Raw genomic sequence first — 18,447 nt, 5'->3', positions numbered from 1 at the left:
CGCGCGTCGGCCGTGGTCGCCTCACAACCGGGCGGCCACGGCCAACGCCACGTGCTCGCACCACGGGCGACCGACGACCTGCACGCCGATCGGTAACCCGGACCGGGTACTTCCCACCGGAACGACGACGGACGGCAGACCCGTCACACTGATCGCGCGGCAACTCGCCAGGGCCTGAGCCCACGTGAGCGACTGCCCACCGACGGCGAACAGTTCTTCGCCGAGCGGCGGCGCCGGGATCGAGGCGACGGGAAGGACGAGCACGTCGCCCATCTCGCCGAGCAATCGGTGGATGAGTTCCGCTCGCTGCGCCCACAGTCGCTCGACCAGGCGCCGGTCCACGTCCCGCGCGTCGGCGAACATCGTGGCGATGTTCGTTCCGAAGTCGGTACCGAGTTCGGTGATGTCGGTGTGGGTTTCGACCGCACGCAACCTGCCGAACAGATCGTTGCCCTCCGACAGCGCCCCGCCCTCGTACGGGCGGGCGCCGAGCCGTCCGGCGGCGCCGGCCACGGCCGCGACAATCTCCGTGTCCACCGGGACGGTCCCGTCGCCGGGCGCCCACGTGATGTCGAGACGCGGAAGGTCCACCGAAGCCGGGTCCGTCCAGCGGTACTGCGCCGACGAGAGCACCCGCAGCACGAGCGCCGCGTCGTCCAGTGTCCGCGCCATCGGGCCGATCGTCTGCAGCGTGCCGTGCATGGTCGCCGGATTGGTCAGCAGGTGATCGCCCGACGGGACGCCTGGATACTGTCCGTCGCAGTCCACCCGGCCGATCGTCGGGCGCACGGACCGCAGACCCGTGCAGTGGGCGGGCCAGCGGACCGAGCCGCCGAAGTCGGTGCCGAGACCGACGACACTCATCCCGGACGCGATCGCCGCCGCCTCGCCGCCGCTCGACCCACCGGGTGAGCGGGGAACACCGTCGGGTCGGAGGGGATTCACCGTGTACCCGAAGAGATCGTTGTGCGTCAGGCCGCTCGCCCCGAACTCCGGGGTGTTCGTCTTCCCGACGAGAATCGCGCCGGCCGCCCTCATCGCGGCCACCGCGGGCGCGTCGACAGAAGGCACGTTGTGCTCGAGCGCGCGCGATCCCGCCGTCGTCCGGACACCCGCGGTCGCGATCAGGTCCTTCACGGTGAACGGGACCCCGGCCAGCGGACCGACGTCCTCCCCTCGGCCGATCCGGATGTCCAGGTCGTCGGCGGCCCGGATCGACTGATCCTCGGCGACGGTGACGACGGCGTTCAGTTCCGGGTTCCGGGCCTTGATGTGCGCCAGGTGCTCGTCGAGCACCTGACTCGCGGACACCTCCCGGTTCGTCACCGCGCGTGCGATCGTCTGCGCGTCCGAGCCGACCCAGCTGCCGTCGTTACCCCACACATGTCCTCCTCGGCTCGTGCTCAGGGGTCGACGCTAGACATCGCCGAACCCGCCGCACACGGCCAGTGTGCACAGGAATCCGCGGCCCGAGCTGTGAAGTGTTGATACTTCGCCGCGCTACGGGCTCTGGGAGGATCAGGTGATGTTTCCGCCCTGGGTCCGCCTCGCCGCCGCGCTGTTCGCGGTCAGCTGGGGTGCCAACCAGTTCGCCCCGATGCAGCTCGTCTACCGCGAACATCTCGGTCTCGGCAACGGCTCGTTCACCGCGATGCTCGCGTCGTACGTCGTCGGGCTGGTACCCGCCCTGCTGTACTTCGGGCGCGTATCCGACCGGTTCGGCCGGCGCGCGGTGATCCGCCCGATGATTCCCGTCGGCATCGTCTCCTCCCTCGTCCTCATCGCGGGCGCCGCCGTCCCCGACCTGCTCTATCTGGGCCGGGTGCTGGCCGGACTCGCTTCCGGCATGGCGTTCGGCGCCGGCACCGCCTGGATGAAGGAACTCAGCTCCACCGCCCCGGCCGGGGCGGGTGCACGCCGCGCCGCCGTGTCGTTGTCGGCGGGATTCGGCTGCGGGGCCCTGTTCGCCGGAGTGATCGCGCAGTGGCTCCCCGCCCCCGAGCTGCTCCCGTACCTGGTGCACATCGCGTTGATGCTCGGTGCCCTGGCGTTGGTGTGGGCGGTGCCCGACGTGCGGGTCCGGGCGACCGACCTCACCGCCAAACCTCTGTCGGTGCTGGCGACACCCCAGTTCCGGTGGGGCATCGCCCCCTGGGCGCCGTGGGTGTTCGGTGTAGCGACCGTGTCGTTCGCGACCCTTCCACCGCTCGTGTCCGAGTCGCTGCGCTCCACGTCGGTGGCGTTCACCGGGCTCGTCGCGGCGCTGACCCTGATCACCGGGGCGGTGATCCAGCCGTGGGCCAAACGGTGGTCGCAGTTGGACGAGGCCGCCGCCGGGATCCGGGTCGGCATCGCCCTCGGTGTGCTGGGCTTCGGCGCCGCGACCGTGGTCGCATACACCGGCGGTGCGCTGTCCGTCGCCGCGATCGTCGTCGCGGCGTTCCTCCTCGGATCTTGCTACGGCATCCTGCTCGGTTCCGGTCTCGCGTCCGTCGAAAAACTGGCACCGCCAAACGAACTCGCGCAGACCGTCGCGGTGTTCTACTGCCTGATCTACATCGGCTTCGCCGTCCCGTTCGTCATCTCACTCCTCGCCCCGCACCTCGGCTACGCCACCTGCTTCGTGGGGGCGGCACTGCTGATGCTGCTGTGCGTGGCAGTGGGCCGGAAGGTGAAGGACCGGCACCTCACCCACACGTGAGTGGCCAAGCGTGCCGGGGCACGCTTGGCCACTCACATAGGAGGGCGTTACCGTTCGGTCGCGCCGCACGCGGGCACCAGCGGCTCATTGTGCGGCCGTGGCGCACCGACCCGCGACCGCACCGGGAGCAGCGGCGGCCACGGCCAGTGCTGGCCGAGACGGCCCCGCGCACGCAGGAAGCCGAGGCCACCAATGTAGTGATCAGGCATTCGGGATACATCGCTTTCGGAGTCGAACGTGACACGATCCGCCGGCAGAAGCGGGACTCACAAATGGTGCGGCTGGCGGGACTGGCCGGTCGCCGACGGATCGTGAAAGGTAGATCGATGTGCGGGTATCGGTGGGGAGGGCATCCTCGGAAGGAACGGAGTCGGGCCGCACACCCCGCCGTGTCTCCTGGGAAGGATTGTGCGACATAACCCCTCGACACATCGCGGATTCGTTCGGATGCACCGGTAGAGACTGTCGGGAAGCAACGGCACAAGACCGGGAACAGTATGGACGACTGCCACCACACGATCCCCGGCCCGCCCGACTTCACCGGCGTCACGAACCCCCGCGCCTGCATCGCGCGAAGGACTCGTGACTTGGCTCATTCGAAGAAGCGGTACACGGCCTCGACGACTACCGCGGGGCGCTCGCTGCCTTCGAGTTCGATCTTCCCGTCGATGGTGACCTGGACACCGCCCTTGGGTAGTTCCTCGACGGACTGCAGCGTCGCGTTCAGGCGGACGCGTCCCTCGGCGGGGACGGGGTTGGTGAATCGGACCTTGTTGAGGCCGTAGTTGACGGCCATGGTGACGCTGTCGACGGTGAGGATCCCGTCCCACATGGGGATGATCAGCGACGACGAGGGAAACGCTACGGCGCCACGCGAAAAGGAGTAATGGACGACCTCACTACGATCCCAACCGATATGTGGAGGATCCGTCCACATTCCCGTGCCGCCCCGCCGAGGCGCTCTCGGCCCAGGCAAGGTGTGATCACCGGGTGGTTGCGAAATCGGAATTGACCCGGCAGCGGTGCTGCGAAGCGCCCGTGCGTGCCGCTGCTCAGGTGCCGGACCACACGGCCCGGGGATGATGCATCTGATGCGATACGGAGCAGTTCAGTTGACACAATCTCTGTTTTCGGCGGGTGAAAATAACTGGGGGAAGGGTATTTTCGGTTCTTCCACTCGGCTGTCCTCGATCTGAGCGTTCGTCGAGCAGGTTGCGCAGCTTGCGGTGATCGGAGAAATGCGATTCCCAGGACCAGGCGGCCGGCACGTCAAGCAGTTGCGGCGGTCTGACGCCGGTCGGCGGCATGAGCTCGCCGCCGATACTCGGCCCGGTCGATCGACCTCGGTCAGGCTCTCGACGTCCTCACGGTTCGGTCCAGCCCACGTGCCACCCACTCGCCAACGACTGCACGACCGCGCGCCGCTGAGTCTTGTCGAGCGACCATGAACGATCCACGGTCTTTGGTCAGTGTGCAGCGACCTAGACCAGCGCCCATCGAGCGTGCTGTGCCACATGTACACCGGCGCCGTGGGCTCCCCCTCGAAGTATCGGAGACTGTTCTCCCGCAACACCTGCCGCGCCGCCGAACTTTGATGTCGGTGGCCACCTCCCCACGCCATTACCGACCACGGTGCCGCGCCCCGGAGCCCGGAGCCGATCTCCCGCAGCATCCGGATCAACGGATCGTTCGAGGCATCGAAGTTCTGCTTGTGCGTGCGTGCTGCGGTGTAGAACTCGTCGCCGATCACCACGCCAGCTCGACGGCTCGCCGGCGGCCTTCGAAGGCGACGTTGACAGCTCGCCAGCAGCTTTGTCCGTCGAGGGAACACGACGGGATCGAGCTCACTGCAATCTGGCCAGCACGGTCCGCAGACACAATCCGCTGGCAATGGGAAACGCAGCCGCTGCCAGCCACGGAATTCCTGCACCCCAGCCGGTCTCGGGGACAGCGTCGATCAACGACCCGAGCGCGGCCGAGCCGATGAGTACACCGATGCCACCGAGTGACGCCATGAATCCGAAATAGGCACCCAGTCTCCGCTCGGCAGCCAAGCGGGGCACCAAATCGCGTGCCTGCGGCATCGCGATCATCTGCCCGAGCGCCAGCAGCAGCACGAAGACCGCCACGGGGATCAGACCGATGACACCGCTCAGTCGAAGCGGAGCCGTTGCCGCGAGGACGAGGAACGACACCGCCATCACTGCGAACCCGATCGGCAAGACGACGCGAGGGGAACGCTTCTGAACCCTGCGGGTGATCGGCAACTGCGCCGTCACGACGAAGACCGCCGAAAGTGCGAAGAACCAGCCCAGCACCGATTGCGATCCCCATACCCGTTCGACTTCGAGAGGGAGCAGGAGGTACAGCTGGTTGTAGGCGACCAGTTGGGTGCTCATGGCGATCGCGAACAGCACAAACAGTTTGTTGTGCACCACGTCTGTCCATCCCCCGTGCCATGGCTCGTCTTGGTGCTCACCCCGTTCGTTCGGAAGCCATTTCAGGTGCGCGGCGATGATGACGACGAAGATGACCGCAGCGACGAGACAGGCGATACGGAAATCGGCCAGCAGCAACACCGATCCGACGAGTGGACCGGTGAAAGAGCCAATTTGATTACATACCGAGAGAAGGGCGAATGTCTCTACCCGGCGCGGACCACCGCGACGCTCGCTCTTGCCGGCCTCGATGGCGACCGCGGTCTCGACTGCGGGAGAAAACAATGCGGCCGCAAAGCCGACCAGGACCGTCGCCACCAGCACTCCGGTCAGAGAATCAACAACCGCCAAGCCGAGAAATCCCAGGACGCGCAGTACACAGCCGACGAGGACGACGGGCTTGATACCGAACCTGTCGGCGAGGGTGCCGCCGACGAAGAACAGTCCCTGCTGTGAGAATGTGCGAACACCGAGTACGACGCCGACCAGTGCCGCACCGAGACCCAGGTTGCTGGTCAGGTGCACCGACAGGTAGGGCAAGACCATGAAGAAGCCGACGTTGAACGTCAACTGGGTGAGGACGAGCAGCCTGACGGTAGGCGTCGCTCGACGGAGGTCGTTGAAGAACGACCACCGCCAGCGCGTCCGCCGTCCATCAGCACCCGCGGTCACGTCACCCCGATCGTCGACCCGCATGACAACACCCCAGGTCCTCAGTGCGTGGGAACGGGAATCGCCCCCGGCTCGAACAGAATGGACAGTCGTCCCTTCGCCTCGTCGACGAGAACCTCGGCCCGGACGTTGTACACCTGGGCGATCAACTCGGACGTCAAGACCGCGGTGGGCGTTCCGCCGGCGACGACCCGCCCCTCCTTCAACACGATCACCGTGTCACAGAACATGGCGGCGAGGTTGAGGTCGTGCAGGGCGATCACACTGGTAACGGGCAGCCGTGTGACGAGTGCCAGCAACTCCAGCTGGTGATGGATGTCGAGGTGATTGGTCGGCTCGTCCAGCAGTAGCTCGCGCGGCTCCTGGGCCAGGGCGCGGGCGATCTGCACCCGCTGCTTCTCCCCGCCGGACAGTCTGTGCCAGAGCCGGTCCGCCTTCGACGTGAGGCCGGTGTGCTCCAGCGCGGCCGCGACTGCGGCGTCGTCGGCGGCCGGGTCGCCGCCGAAGGTTCCGCGGTGCGGGATGCGTCCGAGGCGCACGACGTCGCGGACCGTGATGTCGACGTCGGTGTCGGCGTGCTGGCTCACGACCGCCACGGCGCGCGCAATGTCCTTGCGCCGCACGGTCGTGAGGTCGTTGCCGTCGAGGGTCACGACACCTGCTGTCGGTCGGACGACACCGTTCAGCAGCCGCAGGAGTGAAGACTTTCCGGACCCGTTGGGACCGAGCAGTCCCACGGTCTCGCCCTGTTCGGGTGTCACCGTGACCCCGTCGACGACCAGGGCGCCGCCGCGGTTCCAGGTGACGGTGTCGGCGTGCAGGGTCACTGTGCTCTCCTCCGACGGGACAGGATGACGATGAACGCGGGAACACCGACCAGGGCGGTGCCGACACCCACCGGCAACGGGGTGGGCGCGAACGCGACGCGGGAGACGGCGTCCACCCACACCATGAAGACGGCGCCCATCAACGCCGTCGCGGGGATCAGCCTGCTGTGCCGCGGTCCCACCAGGAACCGCGCCGCATGCGGGAGTACCAGCCCCACGAACCCAATCGCGCCGGCGACGCTGACCAGGGTAGCGGTGATGATCGCCGTGACCACCAACAGTAGGAGACGGACCTTCGCGACGGAGATGCCGAGGGAGGCCGCCACATCGTCGCCGAACGAGAAGGCGTCGAGGACGTACGCGAAGTGCAGGCACACGGCAGTGCCGAGGAAGACGACCACCGCGCACAGCGTGACGTCGTCCCAGCGGACGCCCTCGAGGGATCCGAGCAGCCAGAACATCACGCCTCGGGTTTCGTCGGAATCCGCGAACGCGAAGATGACGAAGGACGTGAGCGCGGAGAACAGTTGGGTACTCGCGACTCCTGCCAGGATGATGCGGTCATTGTTGCCACCGGACAGGCGGGCAAGGAGCAGCACCAACCCGAACGCGACCAGCGAACCGATGAATGCGCCGCCGGACAAACCGAGCGCGGCCCCACCAACCCCGAGCACACCCACGATCACGGCACCGGTCGACGCACCCGACGAGATTCCCAGCACGAACGGGTCCGCGAGCGGGTTCCGGAGCAGCGACTGCATGATCACACCGCACAGACCGAGACCGGCGCCACAGGCGGCGGCCACTAACGCGCGGGGTAGACGTTCCTCCCACACGATCGCGTTCTTCGACAACCGCACCGGGATGTCCGCGAGACCGAGGTGGTTGAACAGGACGTCGCGGACGTTGACCAGTGAAACATCCGCCGGGCCCAAGGTGACGGCGACCAGGATCGACAGTGCGAGCGCGAGGATCCCGCCGCCCACGATCAGCGACCCGACGAGCCACTGTCGCCGCCGAACCGGTTCGGCGGCAGCGCTATCGGCGCGGCCGAGAGTGGTGGTCAGGACGGGACCTTCAGGTCGCGGAGGCCGGCGGCGACTTTCTCGAGGCCATCGACGGCACGAATGGACGGGTTCATCTCCGCGCCGTGCAGGGCGATGTACCGATGGTTGCGCACCGCGTCGAGGTTCCGGGTTACCGGATCGGATTCGAGGAAAGCGATCTTGTCCGCCAGCAGGTCTCCAGGGAAACGGTTGCGCAACAGGTCACCGAGAACGAGGACCTCCGGGTTTCGTTCCACAACGGTTTCCCAACCGACCGCCGCCCAATCGTCGGTGAGGTCAGAGAACACGTTCGTGGCGCCGACGGTGGTGGCGAGCAGGTTCGCCGAGCCCAGACCCCCCGCGGCGTAGGGGCTCTTGGTGTCGGCGAACCAGAACGCCATCGACACGTTCGACTTCTCGATACCGGCGATGGCCGCGGCCTCCCGGCCCTGCAGTTCGTCGACCAGACGCGCGCCCCGCTCGTTCACGTCGAACACAGCCGCGATCTCACGGATCTCCTGGTAGAGCGCGTCCATCGTCAATGGTGTGGTGCGCTTGCCGCCGCCGTTGATACTCACCCCGTTCTCACAGTCAGTGGGCGAGAGGTACGACTCGACTCCGGTCTCGTCGAACCGGGCGCGCTCCGCGACACCGCCCTGCTTGAAGTGACGGCCGAACGAGGCGGTGACGAAGTCGGGGTCGGCGTCGAGAACGACCTCGTACGTCGGTGCGTTGTCCGCCAGCCTGGGGACCGATGCGTTGGCTTCGGCGAGGTTGTCACGTACCGGATCCGTCCACGACGCGGTACCCACCATCCGGTCGGCGAGTCCGAGCGACAACAGAATCTCGGTCGATCCCTGATCCAGCGACACCACCCGCTCCGGCGGAGCGTCGACGGTGACTGTCTTGCCGCAGTTATCGAGGACGAGCGGATAATTCGTACTACCTTCCCCGGTCGCAGCGGCGCCGGTGTCGTCGACCGCCTCGGATTGTCCACACGCGACCAGCGCACTGGCCAGTACTGCGGTGACGGCCACGAGACCGATTCGGCCTACGGAAATCTTCACGATCGTCATAACTCTCTGCTCGTCCAGGATCAATACTCCGCCCGAGCGTCGATCGAAGCGACAGCGATCAGCAGGTGCGCACGAGGAAGAACGTGAAAGATATCATGTAACCCTAACCTAAGTACCATCAAGGTTCACCTGGAGGGAAAGTCACAGCATCCGCGGTCGAACGTGTCCTATCAGATTCTCGTGGTCTCGTACCTTCAGCATGCCCGCGATCTGGGCGACGGTGTGCTCGCCTGCGTCGTAGAGGCGCTGAGCGAGTTCTATCTGGTCCGGGCTGAGCTTCGACGGCCGGCCGCCCTTGCGGCCGCGGGCGCGGGCGGCGGCCAACCCGTCTCGGGTTTCGGCCACGATCAGCTCGCGCTGGAGCTCGGCGAGGACCGACAGCATGCCGAGCATGGCGCGGCCCTCGGCGGTAGCGGTGTCGATGCCCTGCTCGAGCACCTTCAGGCCGATGCCGCGCTCACGGAGTTCTGCGCCGAGGGTGATCAGGTGCAGTACCGATCGTCCGAGCCGGTCGAGCCGGGTGATCACCAGGACGTCGCCCTCGCGTAGCCGTGCCAGCGCCAGATCGAGCTGGGGGCATGACGCTTTCGCTCCGCCCGCATGGTCGACGTGGATGTTCTCGGCGGCCACCCCGGCGCGAACTAGCGCATCGACCTGGTGCCGAAGGGGAACATCTGGCGGCGCCGTTGCCTCTCGCACCTGGTCGTGAAGCGGACTCAACGCATCTTGACGCGAAAGACCCAGCCGGTCCCCGGAAGGAGGGCAACTTCACCGATATCGGTGCGAATGTGCTCATGGCTCCTTCTCTGGCGCGAGCGCACAGACACCGATCCGGCCACGGGTCTGACATGGGTCAATAGGCTCATCATCGAGTCATTTCTTTTCAGGACCCGCAGAGATCCGGCCCGGGCGACGCGACCTCGGCGATCATGAATGGTCTCGGTGGCGGTTATGTCGGACAGATGACCCGAGTTGCGGTCGTGATGGGCGAAACTTTCGATGGGAGAATGGCGAGCCGGACGGTCTCTGATATGGCTGTGGGTTGCTGTCGCGTAGGTTTTCAGACCGTGAAGCGACCACCGTTGCTCAACAGCACCGCGCCGACCACGTTGCTTGCAGCGTCCGATGCCAGATACAGGATGTTGTCGGCGAGTTCTTCTGGTGTTGCGTAACCGCGGGCGCCGCTCTTGGCCATCGCCTCCCGTAGATGTGCCGGGGTGCGGCTGGCCATCCCGGTGTCAACCGGACCGGGAGCGACGGTGTTCACGCGGATCCCGAATGGTGCAACTTCTTTGGCCACAGACTGACTCAGCGCGTGGACCCCGGCTTTGGATGCTGAATAGTGCGGGTAGCCGATGAGTGTGTCGAAGGCCGACGACGAGCCGATCGTCACAATCGATCCGCTTCCAACAGGTTTCATTGCGCGTACGGCCTCACGCAGAACGAAGAATGTTCCGTCGAGGTTGATGGACATGATTCGCCGCCAGTTGTCATCCTCGAGGTGCGCGAGGATATCGATCGGTTCGCCCTTCTCTGCGGCGTCGTACATGCGTTGCTTGCTCGTCGGATCATCGACGCCCGCGGCATGAACCACCACGTCGATCCGGCCCTGGGCCGCTACGACGAGTTCGAAGGCGGTGGCGACCGCGGCCGAATCGCTGACGTCGAGGCCGATGGCCTGTCCCACGTCGATGGTGGCGGCTACAGCCTCGGCTGCGTCCTTGTCCACGTCGCATAAATAGACGGCAAGGGCACCGCGATCGGCGAGCGCTCGTGCGGTTGCTGCACCGATGCCGGATCCGGCGCCGGTCACGACGGCGATCTTTCCTGCGAACTGATTGTCGGTCATCTGTTGCCTTTCAGTTGGATCCAGATCCCGGTAGCTCGGGTCCAGGACGCACGAACCCGCGTGCTGCTGCCGGTGGTGACAGCACGCGGGTGAGCGGGCGCGGCTTCAGTTGAAGGTCTTTTCGAGTTCGTCGCGGTAACGTTCTGCACCATCGCCAGTGGTCACCTCGACGTTCTGGTCGGGGACCTCCTGTGCGCGAGCCAACGATCCTTCGACGTCGGGTAGCGCGGAGCTGTACCCAACAGAGGTGGCATCCTGGCCCGGCTGGCTCACCATGAAGTTGGCGAGGACTTGTGCGGCATTCGGGTGGGGTGACGTGCCCAGTACGAGCCCGTACCACTTGGCGCCCCAGATATGCTCGCCGGCAGCCCATTCGACCGGCGCGCCGGCTTCTTTGTTGGGCAGCATCGGGTCTGCCATCAGCCCTGCGGAAATCTCGCCGGAGGCGATCGCCTGGGCAAGCGGCTGATTGCTGGGGTAGATGCGCGGATTCTGGTCTGCAATCTGTTCCAGCACTTCACGTCCGCCGTAGTACTTTTCGATGTGCGAGTAGTAGTCGAGGTAGGTGGGCGACGTGGCCGGGTTCACGATGCCAATCTTGCCTTTCAGCGCCGGCTCCAGGAAATCCTGAGGCGTCGAGATGCCGCTCGGTAACAAGGACGTGTTCCAGCCGAATCCGAGGAGGACTGCTCCCTCGAGGAAGAAGCGGTCGGCGATGATGCTGGTGTCGCGCTCGTATTCTGGGTTGTCGAAGTTTGGGCCGATCAGCTTGCCCGCAGCGTCGGTGTCGTTGTTGGCGTCCATCCAGGAGACGTCAGTGATGACGGCGACGTCTCCAATGCCTTTGCCGGACCTGCTTTCGGCGTCGATCTTGGACAGGAGGTCGGCGTCCACACCACGAACCACTTCGAGATCGATCGCCGGATAGGCGGCTTCGAATGCCCCCTCGAGTGCCGCCAGGCGCGGTGCGGCCTGCGTCGAGTAGATCGTCACCTTGCCTTCCTCGTTCGCCGCGGCGATCACGTCGTCCCAGGAACCCGAAACCGGCTCGGATGTACCCGACGAGCTGCTACCGCACGCGGTCAGCGTGAGGGCGGCAAGGGCCGCTGTCACCGCCGCGCGGATGCACTTGTGTTTCATGTCTGAACCTTCCTGGACTGAAGTCAATTCAGTTCAACATAGAGTGATGCAGCACACAACGCAAGTGGTGTGTGTACTGGCGCTCTCCTTTTGACGGGGTGTTCGTTGACACGTCTCCAGGTTCGTGAAAATCTAATTGAACCGAAATCAGTTCTAGTGCCGTAAGCTGCATGTCACGGCCCTATCGTGGTGGCTGGTCGGGTCGCCAGACCCGGCCGACCCGGCCGCCGGAAGTGAGGAAGATCATGTCCAGCGGAGCTTTTGACCTCCTGGTTATCGGTGCGGGTATGGCCGGGCTGACCGCCGCAGCCAACTCTGCGCGCAGCGGCAAGAAAGTATGCCTGGTCGAGGTCAGCGGCGACGTCGGCGGATCCGCTCGGTTTGCCGGCTATGCCTGGACCGCGCCGACGTACGAGATCATGAACGCCGAGAACCCACGTGGAGACGAGTCACTCAAACGAGCTCTGGTCGATCGCTTCGCCCACGGGATCGAGTGGATCCGATCTGTGGGTATCGACGTCGACGATGCCCAGCGCATCCTGGATTTCGGCGGTCAGGGTCACAAGTTCGACACCAACCATTATCTCGACACCTGCCGGCGGATTGTCGTCGACGCCGGGGGAGAACTTATGCTCCGCGCGGACACCGAGGCTCTGCTTCTGGAGAACGGTGGTGTCGTCGGTGCGACGGTGCGCGTCGATGGTGCGGTCCGCGAGATCCGCTCGCTCAACACGTTGCTCGCGACCGGTGGATTCCAGGGCGACAAAGAACTTCTTGCCGAGCACGTGCACCCCGACGCCGGGAAGATGCAGCTTCGGTCGAATCCGAACAGCTGTGGTGTCGGGTACCGGCTGGCCTCGGCGGTGGGTGCTTCGACCGGGTCTGAGGACGCGGGCTTCTACGGGCACCTGATCCCCAGTGGCGTCGAGCTGGCCGACCCCTCCGACTTCGTGGACATGTCGCTCTACTACAGCGAACATGCTCTGCTGTTCAACCTGAACAACGAACGCTTCGTCGACGAGACGCTCGGTGACCATCTGACCACTATGGCTCTCCTCGGCCAGCCCGAGAGTCGTGGGCTCTTGATCGCGGACGCACGCGTCCATCGCGACTGGATGTTGGCGTCCTATGTCGAAGGCGCCATCGCTCTCGACAAGTTCGATCTCGCCAACAGGCGAGGTGGAAGGGCCGGTATGGCCGAAGATCTCGACGAGTTCGAATACCTACCTGAGGAATGGGGATACGACGGCAAGGCTATCGCTGCGGCAGTTGCGGAATTCAATCGCGCCGCCGATGCCGGTGATCATCTTTCGCCTGGCCGTACTCGTGATCGTGCGTCGCTGGCGGAGGGGCCGTATTACTTCATCGAGGCTGCTCCGGCCATCACCTTTCCGTTCCATGGCATCCGGATCGATGATCACGCGCGGGTGCTGGGCGCGGACGGCGCTCCGATCGCCGGATTGCTGGCGGCCGGCTCCGACGCCGGCGGCCTCTGGCATCGGGCTTATGCCGGCGGGATCGCGTCCGCCTTGGTTTTCGGGCTGACCGCAGCTGTCACGGCGCGCTGACCGGGCGTCTCCGCCCCCTTGTCAGACCCGGAATGAGCGGCGGGTTCAGTCACGCCCTCCGCGTGAACCACTCAGGAAAATCGAAACAAATTCACTTCAATTTTCTGGTCGTGATTGACATCACAGGTTGCGGCCGATAGCTTCAAACTGACATCAGTTCAGTTTGGTTTTACGCCGATTGCTTCCTGCCTTGGCCGAGAGCTCACGTTCAGTTCGAAGGGAAACAGACATGAAGGCCTTTTCCAAGGTTGCCCGAGCTGCGGCCAGGACCATGGCGACGCCCGGCGTCGTCGTCTGTGGTGGTTCGTCGGGCCTGTCGAACAGCGCGGTCGAGGGGATTGTCCGCTTGTGACCGAGGTCAACGCCGGGGCTCCGGTTGACTGGGCATTGCCCCCCAACAATTGGGGTCCCTCGGTTCACAGAGGCTATCGAGGGCGTGCCGCACCTGAATACGGCACAGGTGCTCGCGGACTTCCTGGGGACCCGCGGAGGCCGGAGCGCACTGAACGGCGGCTACGCCGCAGCCCTCCCCGAGATCCCGGGTTCAGGTGTCGGGGCGAAGGACATCGCGTCGCCCGAGGCCGACGATCTGGCTTTGACCAGGTTGATCAGTACGCCCCAAAGGTGGACGAATCTCTTCCAGAGCTGAGCACCGGTCAACACTCGAAAGGTAATACGACGATGGATGACATGGCGACGTCGCTGCGTGGACTCACCGTATTGGTGACCGGTGCATCCGGTGGTATCGGTGGCGCAAGCGCCGAACTCTTTGCCGCACAGGGTGCAACAGTGTATCTCGGCGATGTCGATGATGCTGCGGGACAGGCGCGGGCACATGCCTTGGGTCCGGCCGCCCACTATCTCCATCTCGACGTGACGAGTGAAGAAAACTGGGCTGCCGCGACATCGGCGATAGCCGCCAACGGGCACGCGCTCGGGGTTCTGGTCAACAGTGCGGGTGCGGCCATCAAGGCTCCACTCCAACAGACATCTCCGGACGGTTTTCGGAAGATGCTCGACCTCAACCTGATCGGTACATTCCTCGGGATCAAAGCCGCAGCCGAGGCCATGGTCGACGGCGGATCCATCGTCAACCTGGCCTCCCTGCGGGGTGTTTTGGCCACCGCCGAACTCGGGGCGTACGGTGCCGCGAAGTCCGGCGTTCGGGTGCTGACCAGGGTTGCCGCCCTTGAATTGGCCGACCGCGGGATCCGTGTCAACGCGGTGTGTCCAGGGAGCATCGAAACCGAGATCACTTCCGTGCCGGACTTCGCGGCGGACGACACCACCGCCTACGTGCGCAGTATCCCGATGCAGCGACGAGGTTCTTCGGAGGAGGTGGCCAAGACGATCCGCTTCCTCGCCACCGATGACAGTGCCTACATCACCGGAACCGACCTCATCATCGACGGTGGTCAGGCCGCCGGTGTACGTACACCAAAGATCTTCACAGAAAGCGTCTCGAAATGACCTCCCAATTCAAAGTTTCCGGTCTGAACAAGAGTTACGGATCGAATGTGGTCGTCGATGAACTCGACCTGGACATCGAGGAAGGCGAGTTCCTGGTCCTGCTCGGACCCAGCGGTTGCGGCAAGACCACGACCCTACGTTGCCTGGCCGGCCTCGAGACCCCGCAAGGTGGGTCGATCGAATTCGGGAACAAGACGGTCTTCGATGCGAGCACCAAGATCGATATCCCCGCGCACAAGCGCAATATCGGGATGGTGTTCCAGTCCTATGCGTTGTGGCCGCACATGACTGTCCGCGACAACATCACGTACCCGCTCAAGGTCCGCAAACTCAAGAAGGCGATCTCCGACGGATCGGTGGAAGCGGCCGCGGACATGGTCGATTGCGGCGCGCTACTCGACCGGTACCCGTCCCAGCTCAGTGGTGGTCAGCAGCAGCGCGTCGCGGTGGCTCGCGGACTGGTCGCCCAACCGGACCTGATGTTGTTCGACGAACCGTTGAGCAACCTCGATGCCCGTCTTCGCGATCAAGTACGGTCGCAGATCCACCAGCTGCACCAGAGGATCGGATTCACAGCCGTTTTTGTCACGCATGATCAGGCTGAGGCCTTCGCGCTGGGCGATCGTCTGGCAATCATGAAGTCCGGCAGGATCGAACAGTACGACGCTCCCGAGCATGTCTTCGAGATGCCGGCGTCCGAATACGTCGCCGCCTTCATCGGGATGGGCAATCGACTCGAACTCAAGCGTGGCCACGAAGGCTGGAAGACCAACGCAGGTGACGGCATCGATCTCAGTGGAGCCGTAGTGCGCGACCGGGCCGACGAGGGCACCAGCGCAGTCGCCCGCTTCCGTCCGGACGATGTGTTCCTCCATGAGTCATTACAGGATGTCCCGGTGGGCAACGTTCCCCTTCACGCCGAACTTGTCGACTACGAATACGCCGGCCGATACTTCGACGTCTCGGTCAAGACCGGTACCGAGCCGTTGGCGTTGCGGGCCAAGGCATCCGAACACGGAGCGCGGCTGCGTCAGATGACGCCCGGTGCGCCGTTGGTGATCAGCTTCTCGCCCGACAGCCTGCGGGTCTACGGCGAACCCAATGGTTCGGCAGTCGCCGAGCCCGATCTGGTCGCGGCAGGCAGTGGAGGAACCGCGTCATGACGACTATGACTGCAGTGGCACCCGCACGATCGTTCTCGATCCCGACACATTGGCGCGCTCGGAGCGGCTACATCGTCCTGCTCGCGGTGCTCGCGTACCTCGTTGTCCTGCCCATGGTCCGTCTGCAGATACTGGCATTCGAGGACGGTGCTGCCGGCTACAAATCGCAGTACGGCCGATACGACATTGCCAAGACCCTCGGGACCACCGCCGCCCTGGCGGTCGGGTCACTGGTGATCGCCATGGTTTTAGGCACGCTTCTTGCCTACGCTGCAAGTCGTCTTCCCTCGAGACTCGGCTGGCTCAAGATGATCCCGATCCTGCCGATCGTCATGCCCGCGGTCGCAAGCATCGTCGGGTGGGCGTTCCTGCTGTCACCCGGACCCGGTTATCTCAACGTCTTGCTGCGCAAACTCCCGTGGTGGAGCAGTCTCGAATCCGGGCCCGTGGACGTCTACTCAGTGCCGTGGATCATTATTCTCACCGGTTTCGGGCTCACGTCCTTCGTGTACTTGTTCGTCAGCTCCGGGATGCAGAACATCAGTTCCGAACACCTCGAGGCCGCGCAGATAAGCGGGTCGTCAACCATCGGTATCTTTTTCAAAGTGGTTCTCCCGCTCCTCCGCCCGTCTCTGATCTACGGCGGCGGTATCGCGCTGTTGCTCGGGCTTGGGCAGTTCACCGGTCCACTGATCCTTGGGCAGAACAGTGGAGTCAAAGTTCTCACCACTGAGATGTACGAACGGGTCTCACAATCGCCGTCGGATTTCGCCGCCGCGGCCGCGGCAGGTTCACCACTGGTCATCTTCGGCCTCGCGGTCGTCCTCATCCAGAAGGGCTTGCTCGGCGATCAGTCCCGGTTTGTCACCCATGGGGGAAAATCGTTCGTGAACCCCACCGGCCGAGGAACCTGGGCAGCTGTCACCATCGCGGTTTTCTCCCTGTTCGCGCTGGTACTGCCATTGATCGGTTTGATCATTGTCTCACTGACGCCGTACTGGTCGGGATCGCTGGGCTGGGACCTGTTCACGCTCGCAAACTACAAAGAGCTGTTCCGCACCAACTCCATAGTGGAATCGGTCATCACGAGCATTGTGACCTCCATCGGCGCCGTGGTGATCTGTATCCCCATCGGCTACGTGATCGCGAACCTGCTGATCCGTGGACGTCGATACAAGATCCTCGGGTTGATCGGAGATGTGATAACGGCACTGCCGATGGGTATTCCGGCCGTGATCTTCGGTGTCGGATTCCTGATGGTGTACACCGAGCCGCCGTTCATCCTCTATGGCACCCGAGCGGTGATCATCCTGGTGTACGTGGTCCTGATGCTGCCTTTTGCAGTTAGGATGCAGATGACCTCGATGTTGTCACTGGGCAACACCTACACCGAAGCGTCCGCGACCAGTGGAGCCTCCCCGTTCGTGACGACTCTTCGAATTATGTTGCCGCTCATGCGGCCCACGATCTTCAGTGCTGTGGCACTGATCTTCATCCTGCTCACCCACGAGTTCGCGGCGTCACTCCTCGTCCGCGCATCCACGACGCAGGTCATGGGTACCCTGCTCTACGACATGTGGCAGAACGGCTCGTATCCGATGGTGGCCGCGATGGCCTTGTTGATGACGGCGGTGACCACGGTAGGTGTAGTGATCGCAATGATCTTTGGTGGCCGCAACGTTCTGAGTAAGTTGTGATGGAAAAGGATTCAGGACAGTGACTTCGATGAAAACCAGACTCCGCGACAAAGTGGTGCTCGTGACGGGCGCCACCGGAGGGATCGGGATCGAGATCGTCGCACGCCTGGCCGATGAGGGCGCCCATGTGGTGGCCACCGACGTCGACGCGCAGTCGTGTGAGAATCTGGTGTCGGCGCAGGAACAGCCCGACCGGCACCAGGGTCTGGCTCTGGACATCACGCAGGAGTCGCAGTGGCAGAGCGTGGTCGACGCTGTATCGGGGCGTTACGGGCGGCTCGACGCAGTGGTGAACAACGGAGCGATCGGTAGCCTGGAGACCGTCGTCGACGAGGACCTCGACCGCTACAACCGGGTCATTGCGGTGAGTCAGACCGGAACCTGGCTCGGCATGAAGCACGCCGGCAGTCTTATCGAACGAACAGGCGGTGGCTCCGTTGTCAACATCTGTTCGATCCTGGGTACGGTGGGCGGTCTGGGCAACAGCTTCGCCTACGCGGCCGCCAAGGGTGCGGTGCGGACGATGACCAAGAACGCTGCGTTGCACTGGGCCACCAACGGTGTGCGAGTAAATTCGGTACATCCAGGCTTCATCGAGACCAAACAGCTGCTCGAACGTTTCGAGGGGACCGAACGTCATCGAGCGATGGTTGCGCACACCCCGATGGGACGGCTGGGCCGAGCGTCGGAGGTAGCCGCGATGGTGGCGTTCCTCGCGGGCGACGATTCGACGTTCGTGACCGGATGCGAACTCTACGTCGATGGTGGTTGGACTGCCGATTGAACGAGCTTCATCCCCG

The 18,447-nt window shown here is 64.4% G+C and carries 15 protein-coding genes and 2 pseudogenes; 7 read left to right on the top strand and 10 right to left on the bottom strand.

The window, feature by feature from the left end:
• Window positions 1–21 precede the first annotated feature (21 nt).
• Window positions 22–1,383: an amidase gene (locus CBI38_RS21700; protein ID WP_109332086.1), complete on the bottom strand. Its 1,362-nt coding sequence runs from the start codon at window positions 1,381–1,383 to the stop codon at window positions 22–24.
• Window positions 1,384–1,525: 142 nt separating this feature from the next.
• Here CBI38_RS21700 and CBI38_RS21695 point away from each other — a divergent pair, with 142 nt between their 5' ends.
• Window positions 1,526–2,701, top strand: coding sequence for an MFS transporter (locus CBI38_RS21695; protein ID WP_109332082.1), 1,176 nt, complete (start codon window positions 1,526–1,528; stop codon window positions 2,699–2,701).
• 592 nt (window positions 2,702–3,293) lie between these two features.
• Here the strand turns inward: CBI38_RS21695 and couM are convergent.
• The 9 genes and pseudogenes from couM to CBI38_RS21645 form a co-directional block, all read right to left on the bottom strand.
• Window positions 3,294–3,551, bottom strand: a pseudogene (couM, locus tag CBI38_RS21690) (p-hydroxycinnamoyl-CoA hydratase); the annotation flags it as partial.
• A gap of 734 nt (window positions 3,552–4,285) precedes the next feature.
• A pseudogene (locus tag CBI38_RS39205) lies at window positions 4,286–4,448 on the bottom strand (Zn-dependent protease); the annotation flags it as partial.
• 97 nt (window positions 4,449–4,545) lie between these two features.
• On the bottom strand, window positions 4,546–5,835 hold the full coding sequence (locus tag CBI38_RS21675) for an MDR family MFS transporter (protein WP_109332075.1): 1,290 nt from the start codon (window positions 5,833–5,835) through the stop codon (window positions 4,546–4,548).
• 17 nt (window positions 5,836–5,852) lie between these two features.
• Entirely contained in the window at window positions 5,853–6,638 is a 786-nt protein-coding gene (locus CBI38_RS21670; RefSeq protein ID WP_109332074.1) for an ABC transporter ATP-binding protein, read from the bottom strand.
• The gene (locus CBI38_RS21665; protein WP_109332073.1) at window positions 6,635–7,624 is read right to left on the bottom strand and encodes a FecCD family ABC transporter permease; all 990 of its coding nucleotides are present in this window, start codon (window positions 7,622–7,624) and stop codon (window positions 6,635–6,637) included. Before CBI38_RS21665 ends, CBI38_RS21670 begins: the two co-directional genes overlap by 4 nt.
• 77 nt (window positions 7,625–7,701) lie before the next feature.
• Complete coding sequence (locus CBI38_RS21660; RefSeq protein ID WP_204164788.1) at window positions 7,702–8,760, bottom strand: ABC transporter substrate-binding protein; 1,059 nt, start codon at window positions 8,758–8,760, stop codon at window positions 7,702–7,704.
• 141 nt (window positions 8,761–8,901) lie between these two features.
• Window positions 8,902–9,480, bottom strand: coding sequence for a recombinase family protein (locus tag CBI38_RS21655; RefSeq protein ID WP_230989915.1), 579 nt, complete (start codon window positions 9,478–9,480; stop codon window positions 8,902–8,904).
• Window positions 9,481–9,820: 340 nt separating this feature from the next.
• Window positions 9,821–10,609, bottom strand: a complete 789-nt coding sequence (locus CBI38_RS21650; RefSeq protein WP_109332066.1) for an SDR family NAD(P)-dependent oxidoreductase — start codon at window positions 10,607–10,609, stop codon at window positions 9,821–9,823.
• 105 nt (window positions 10,610–10,714) lie between these two features.
• On the bottom strand, window positions 10,715–11,602 hold the full coding sequence (locus CBI38_RS21645) for an ABC transporter substrate-binding protein (RefSeq protein WP_230989914.1): 888 nt from the start codon (window positions 11,600–11,602) through the stop codon (window positions 10,715–10,717).
• Window positions 11,603–11,994: 392 nt separating this feature from the next.
• Here CBI38_RS21645 and CBI38_RS21640 point away from each other — a divergent pair, with 392 nt between their 5' ends.
• From CBI38_RS21640 to CBI38_RS21615, 6 genes are all read left to right on the top strand, one after another.
• The gene (locus tag CBI38_RS21640; RefSeq protein ID WP_109332064.1) at window positions 11,995–13,317 is read left to right on the top strand and encodes an FAD-dependent oxidoreductase; all 1,323 of its coding nucleotides are present in this window, start codon (window positions 11,995–11,997) and stop codon (window positions 13,315–13,317) included.
• A 436-nt stretch (window positions 13,318–13,753) separates the two neighbouring features.
• The gene (locus tag CBI38_RS21635; protein ID WP_109332063.1) at window positions 13,754–13,966 is read left to right on the top strand and encodes a hypothetical protein; all 213 of its coding nucleotides are present in this window, start codon (window positions 13,754–13,756) and stop codon (window positions 13,964–13,966) included.
• A gap of 32 nt (window positions 13,967–13,998) precedes the next feature.
• Window positions 13,999–14,787 carry an SDR family NAD(P)-dependent oxidoreductase gene (locus tag CBI38_RS21630; protein ID WP_109332062.1) on the top strand — a complete coding sequence of 263 codons (789 nt, stop codon included), beginning with the start codon at window positions 13,999–14,001 and terminating at the stop codon, window positions 14,785–14,787.
• Window positions 14,784–15,950 (top strand): ABC transporter ATP-binding protein, encoded by a 1,167-nt coding sequence (locus CBI38_RS21625; RefSeq protein ID WP_109332059.1) that lies wholly within the window; start codon window positions 14,784–14,786, stop codon window positions 15,948–15,950. Before CBI38_RS21630 ends, CBI38_RS21625 begins: the two co-directional genes overlap by 4 nt.
• Before the next feature lie 5 nt (window positions 15,951–15,955).
• Entirely contained in the window at window positions 15,956–17,647 is a 1,692-nt protein-coding gene (locus CBI38_RS21620; RefSeq protein WP_418328349.1) for an ABC transporter permease, read from the top strand.
• Window positions 17,648–17,675: 28 nt separating this feature from the next.
• Window positions 17,676–18,431 carry an SDR family NAD(P)-dependent oxidoreductase gene (locus CBI38_RS21615; RefSeq protein WP_109332057.1) on the top strand — a complete coding sequence of 252 codons (756 nt, stop codon included), beginning with the start codon at window positions 17,676–17,678 and terminating at the stop codon, window positions 18,429–18,431.
• Window positions 18,432–18,447: the final 16 nt, after the last annotated feature.

It is taken from the genome of Rhodococcus oxybenzonivorans (genome assembly GCF_003130705.1).
In the GTDB taxonomy this organism is placed as follows: domain Bacteria; phylum Actinomycetota; class Actinomycetes; order Mycobacteriales; family Mycobacteriaceae; genus Rhodococcus_F; species Rhodococcus_F oxybenzonivorans.
The sequence above is the reverse complement of the archived record's forward strand: the minus strand, read 5'-3'. Positions and strand labels throughout refer to the sequence as shown.

Coding starts and splice junctions, on each gene's coding strand:
- CBI38_RS21695 (WP_109332082.1), top strand. CDS start 1,526: ATGTTTCCGCCCTGGGTCCGCCTCGCCGCCGCGCTGTTCGCGGTCAGC.
- CBI38_RS21625 (WP_109332059.1), top strand. CDS start 14,784: ATGACCTCCCAATTCAAAGTTTCCGGTCTGAACAAGAGTTACGGATCG.
- CBI38_RS21640 (WP_109332064.1), top strand. CDS start 11,995: ATGTCCAGCGGAGCTTTTGACCTCCTGGTTATCGGTGCGGGTATGGCC.
- CBI38_RS21630 (WP_109332062.1), top strand. CDS start 13,999: ATGGATGACATGGCGACGTCGCTGCGTGGACTCACCGTATTGGTGACC.
- CBI38_RS21615 (WP_109332057.1), top strand. CDS start 17,676: ATGAAAACCAGACTCCGCGACAAAGTGGTGCTCGTGACGGGCGCCACC.
- CBI38_RS21650 (WP_109332066.1), bottom strand. CDS start 10,609: ATGACCGACAATCAGTTCGCAGGAAAGATCGCCGTCGTGACCGGCGCC.
- CBI38_RS21675 (WP_109332075.1), bottom strand. CDS start 5,835: ATGCGGGTCGACGATCGGGGTGACGTGACCGCGGGTGCTGATGGACGG.
- CBI38_RS21620 (WP_418328349.1), top strand. CDS start 15,956: ATGACTGCAGTGGCACCCGCACGATCGTTCTCGATCCCGACACATTGG.
- CBI38_RS21660 (WP_204164788.1), bottom strand. CDS start 8,760: ATGACGATCGTGAAGATTTCCGTAGGCCGAATCGGTCTCGTGGCCGTC.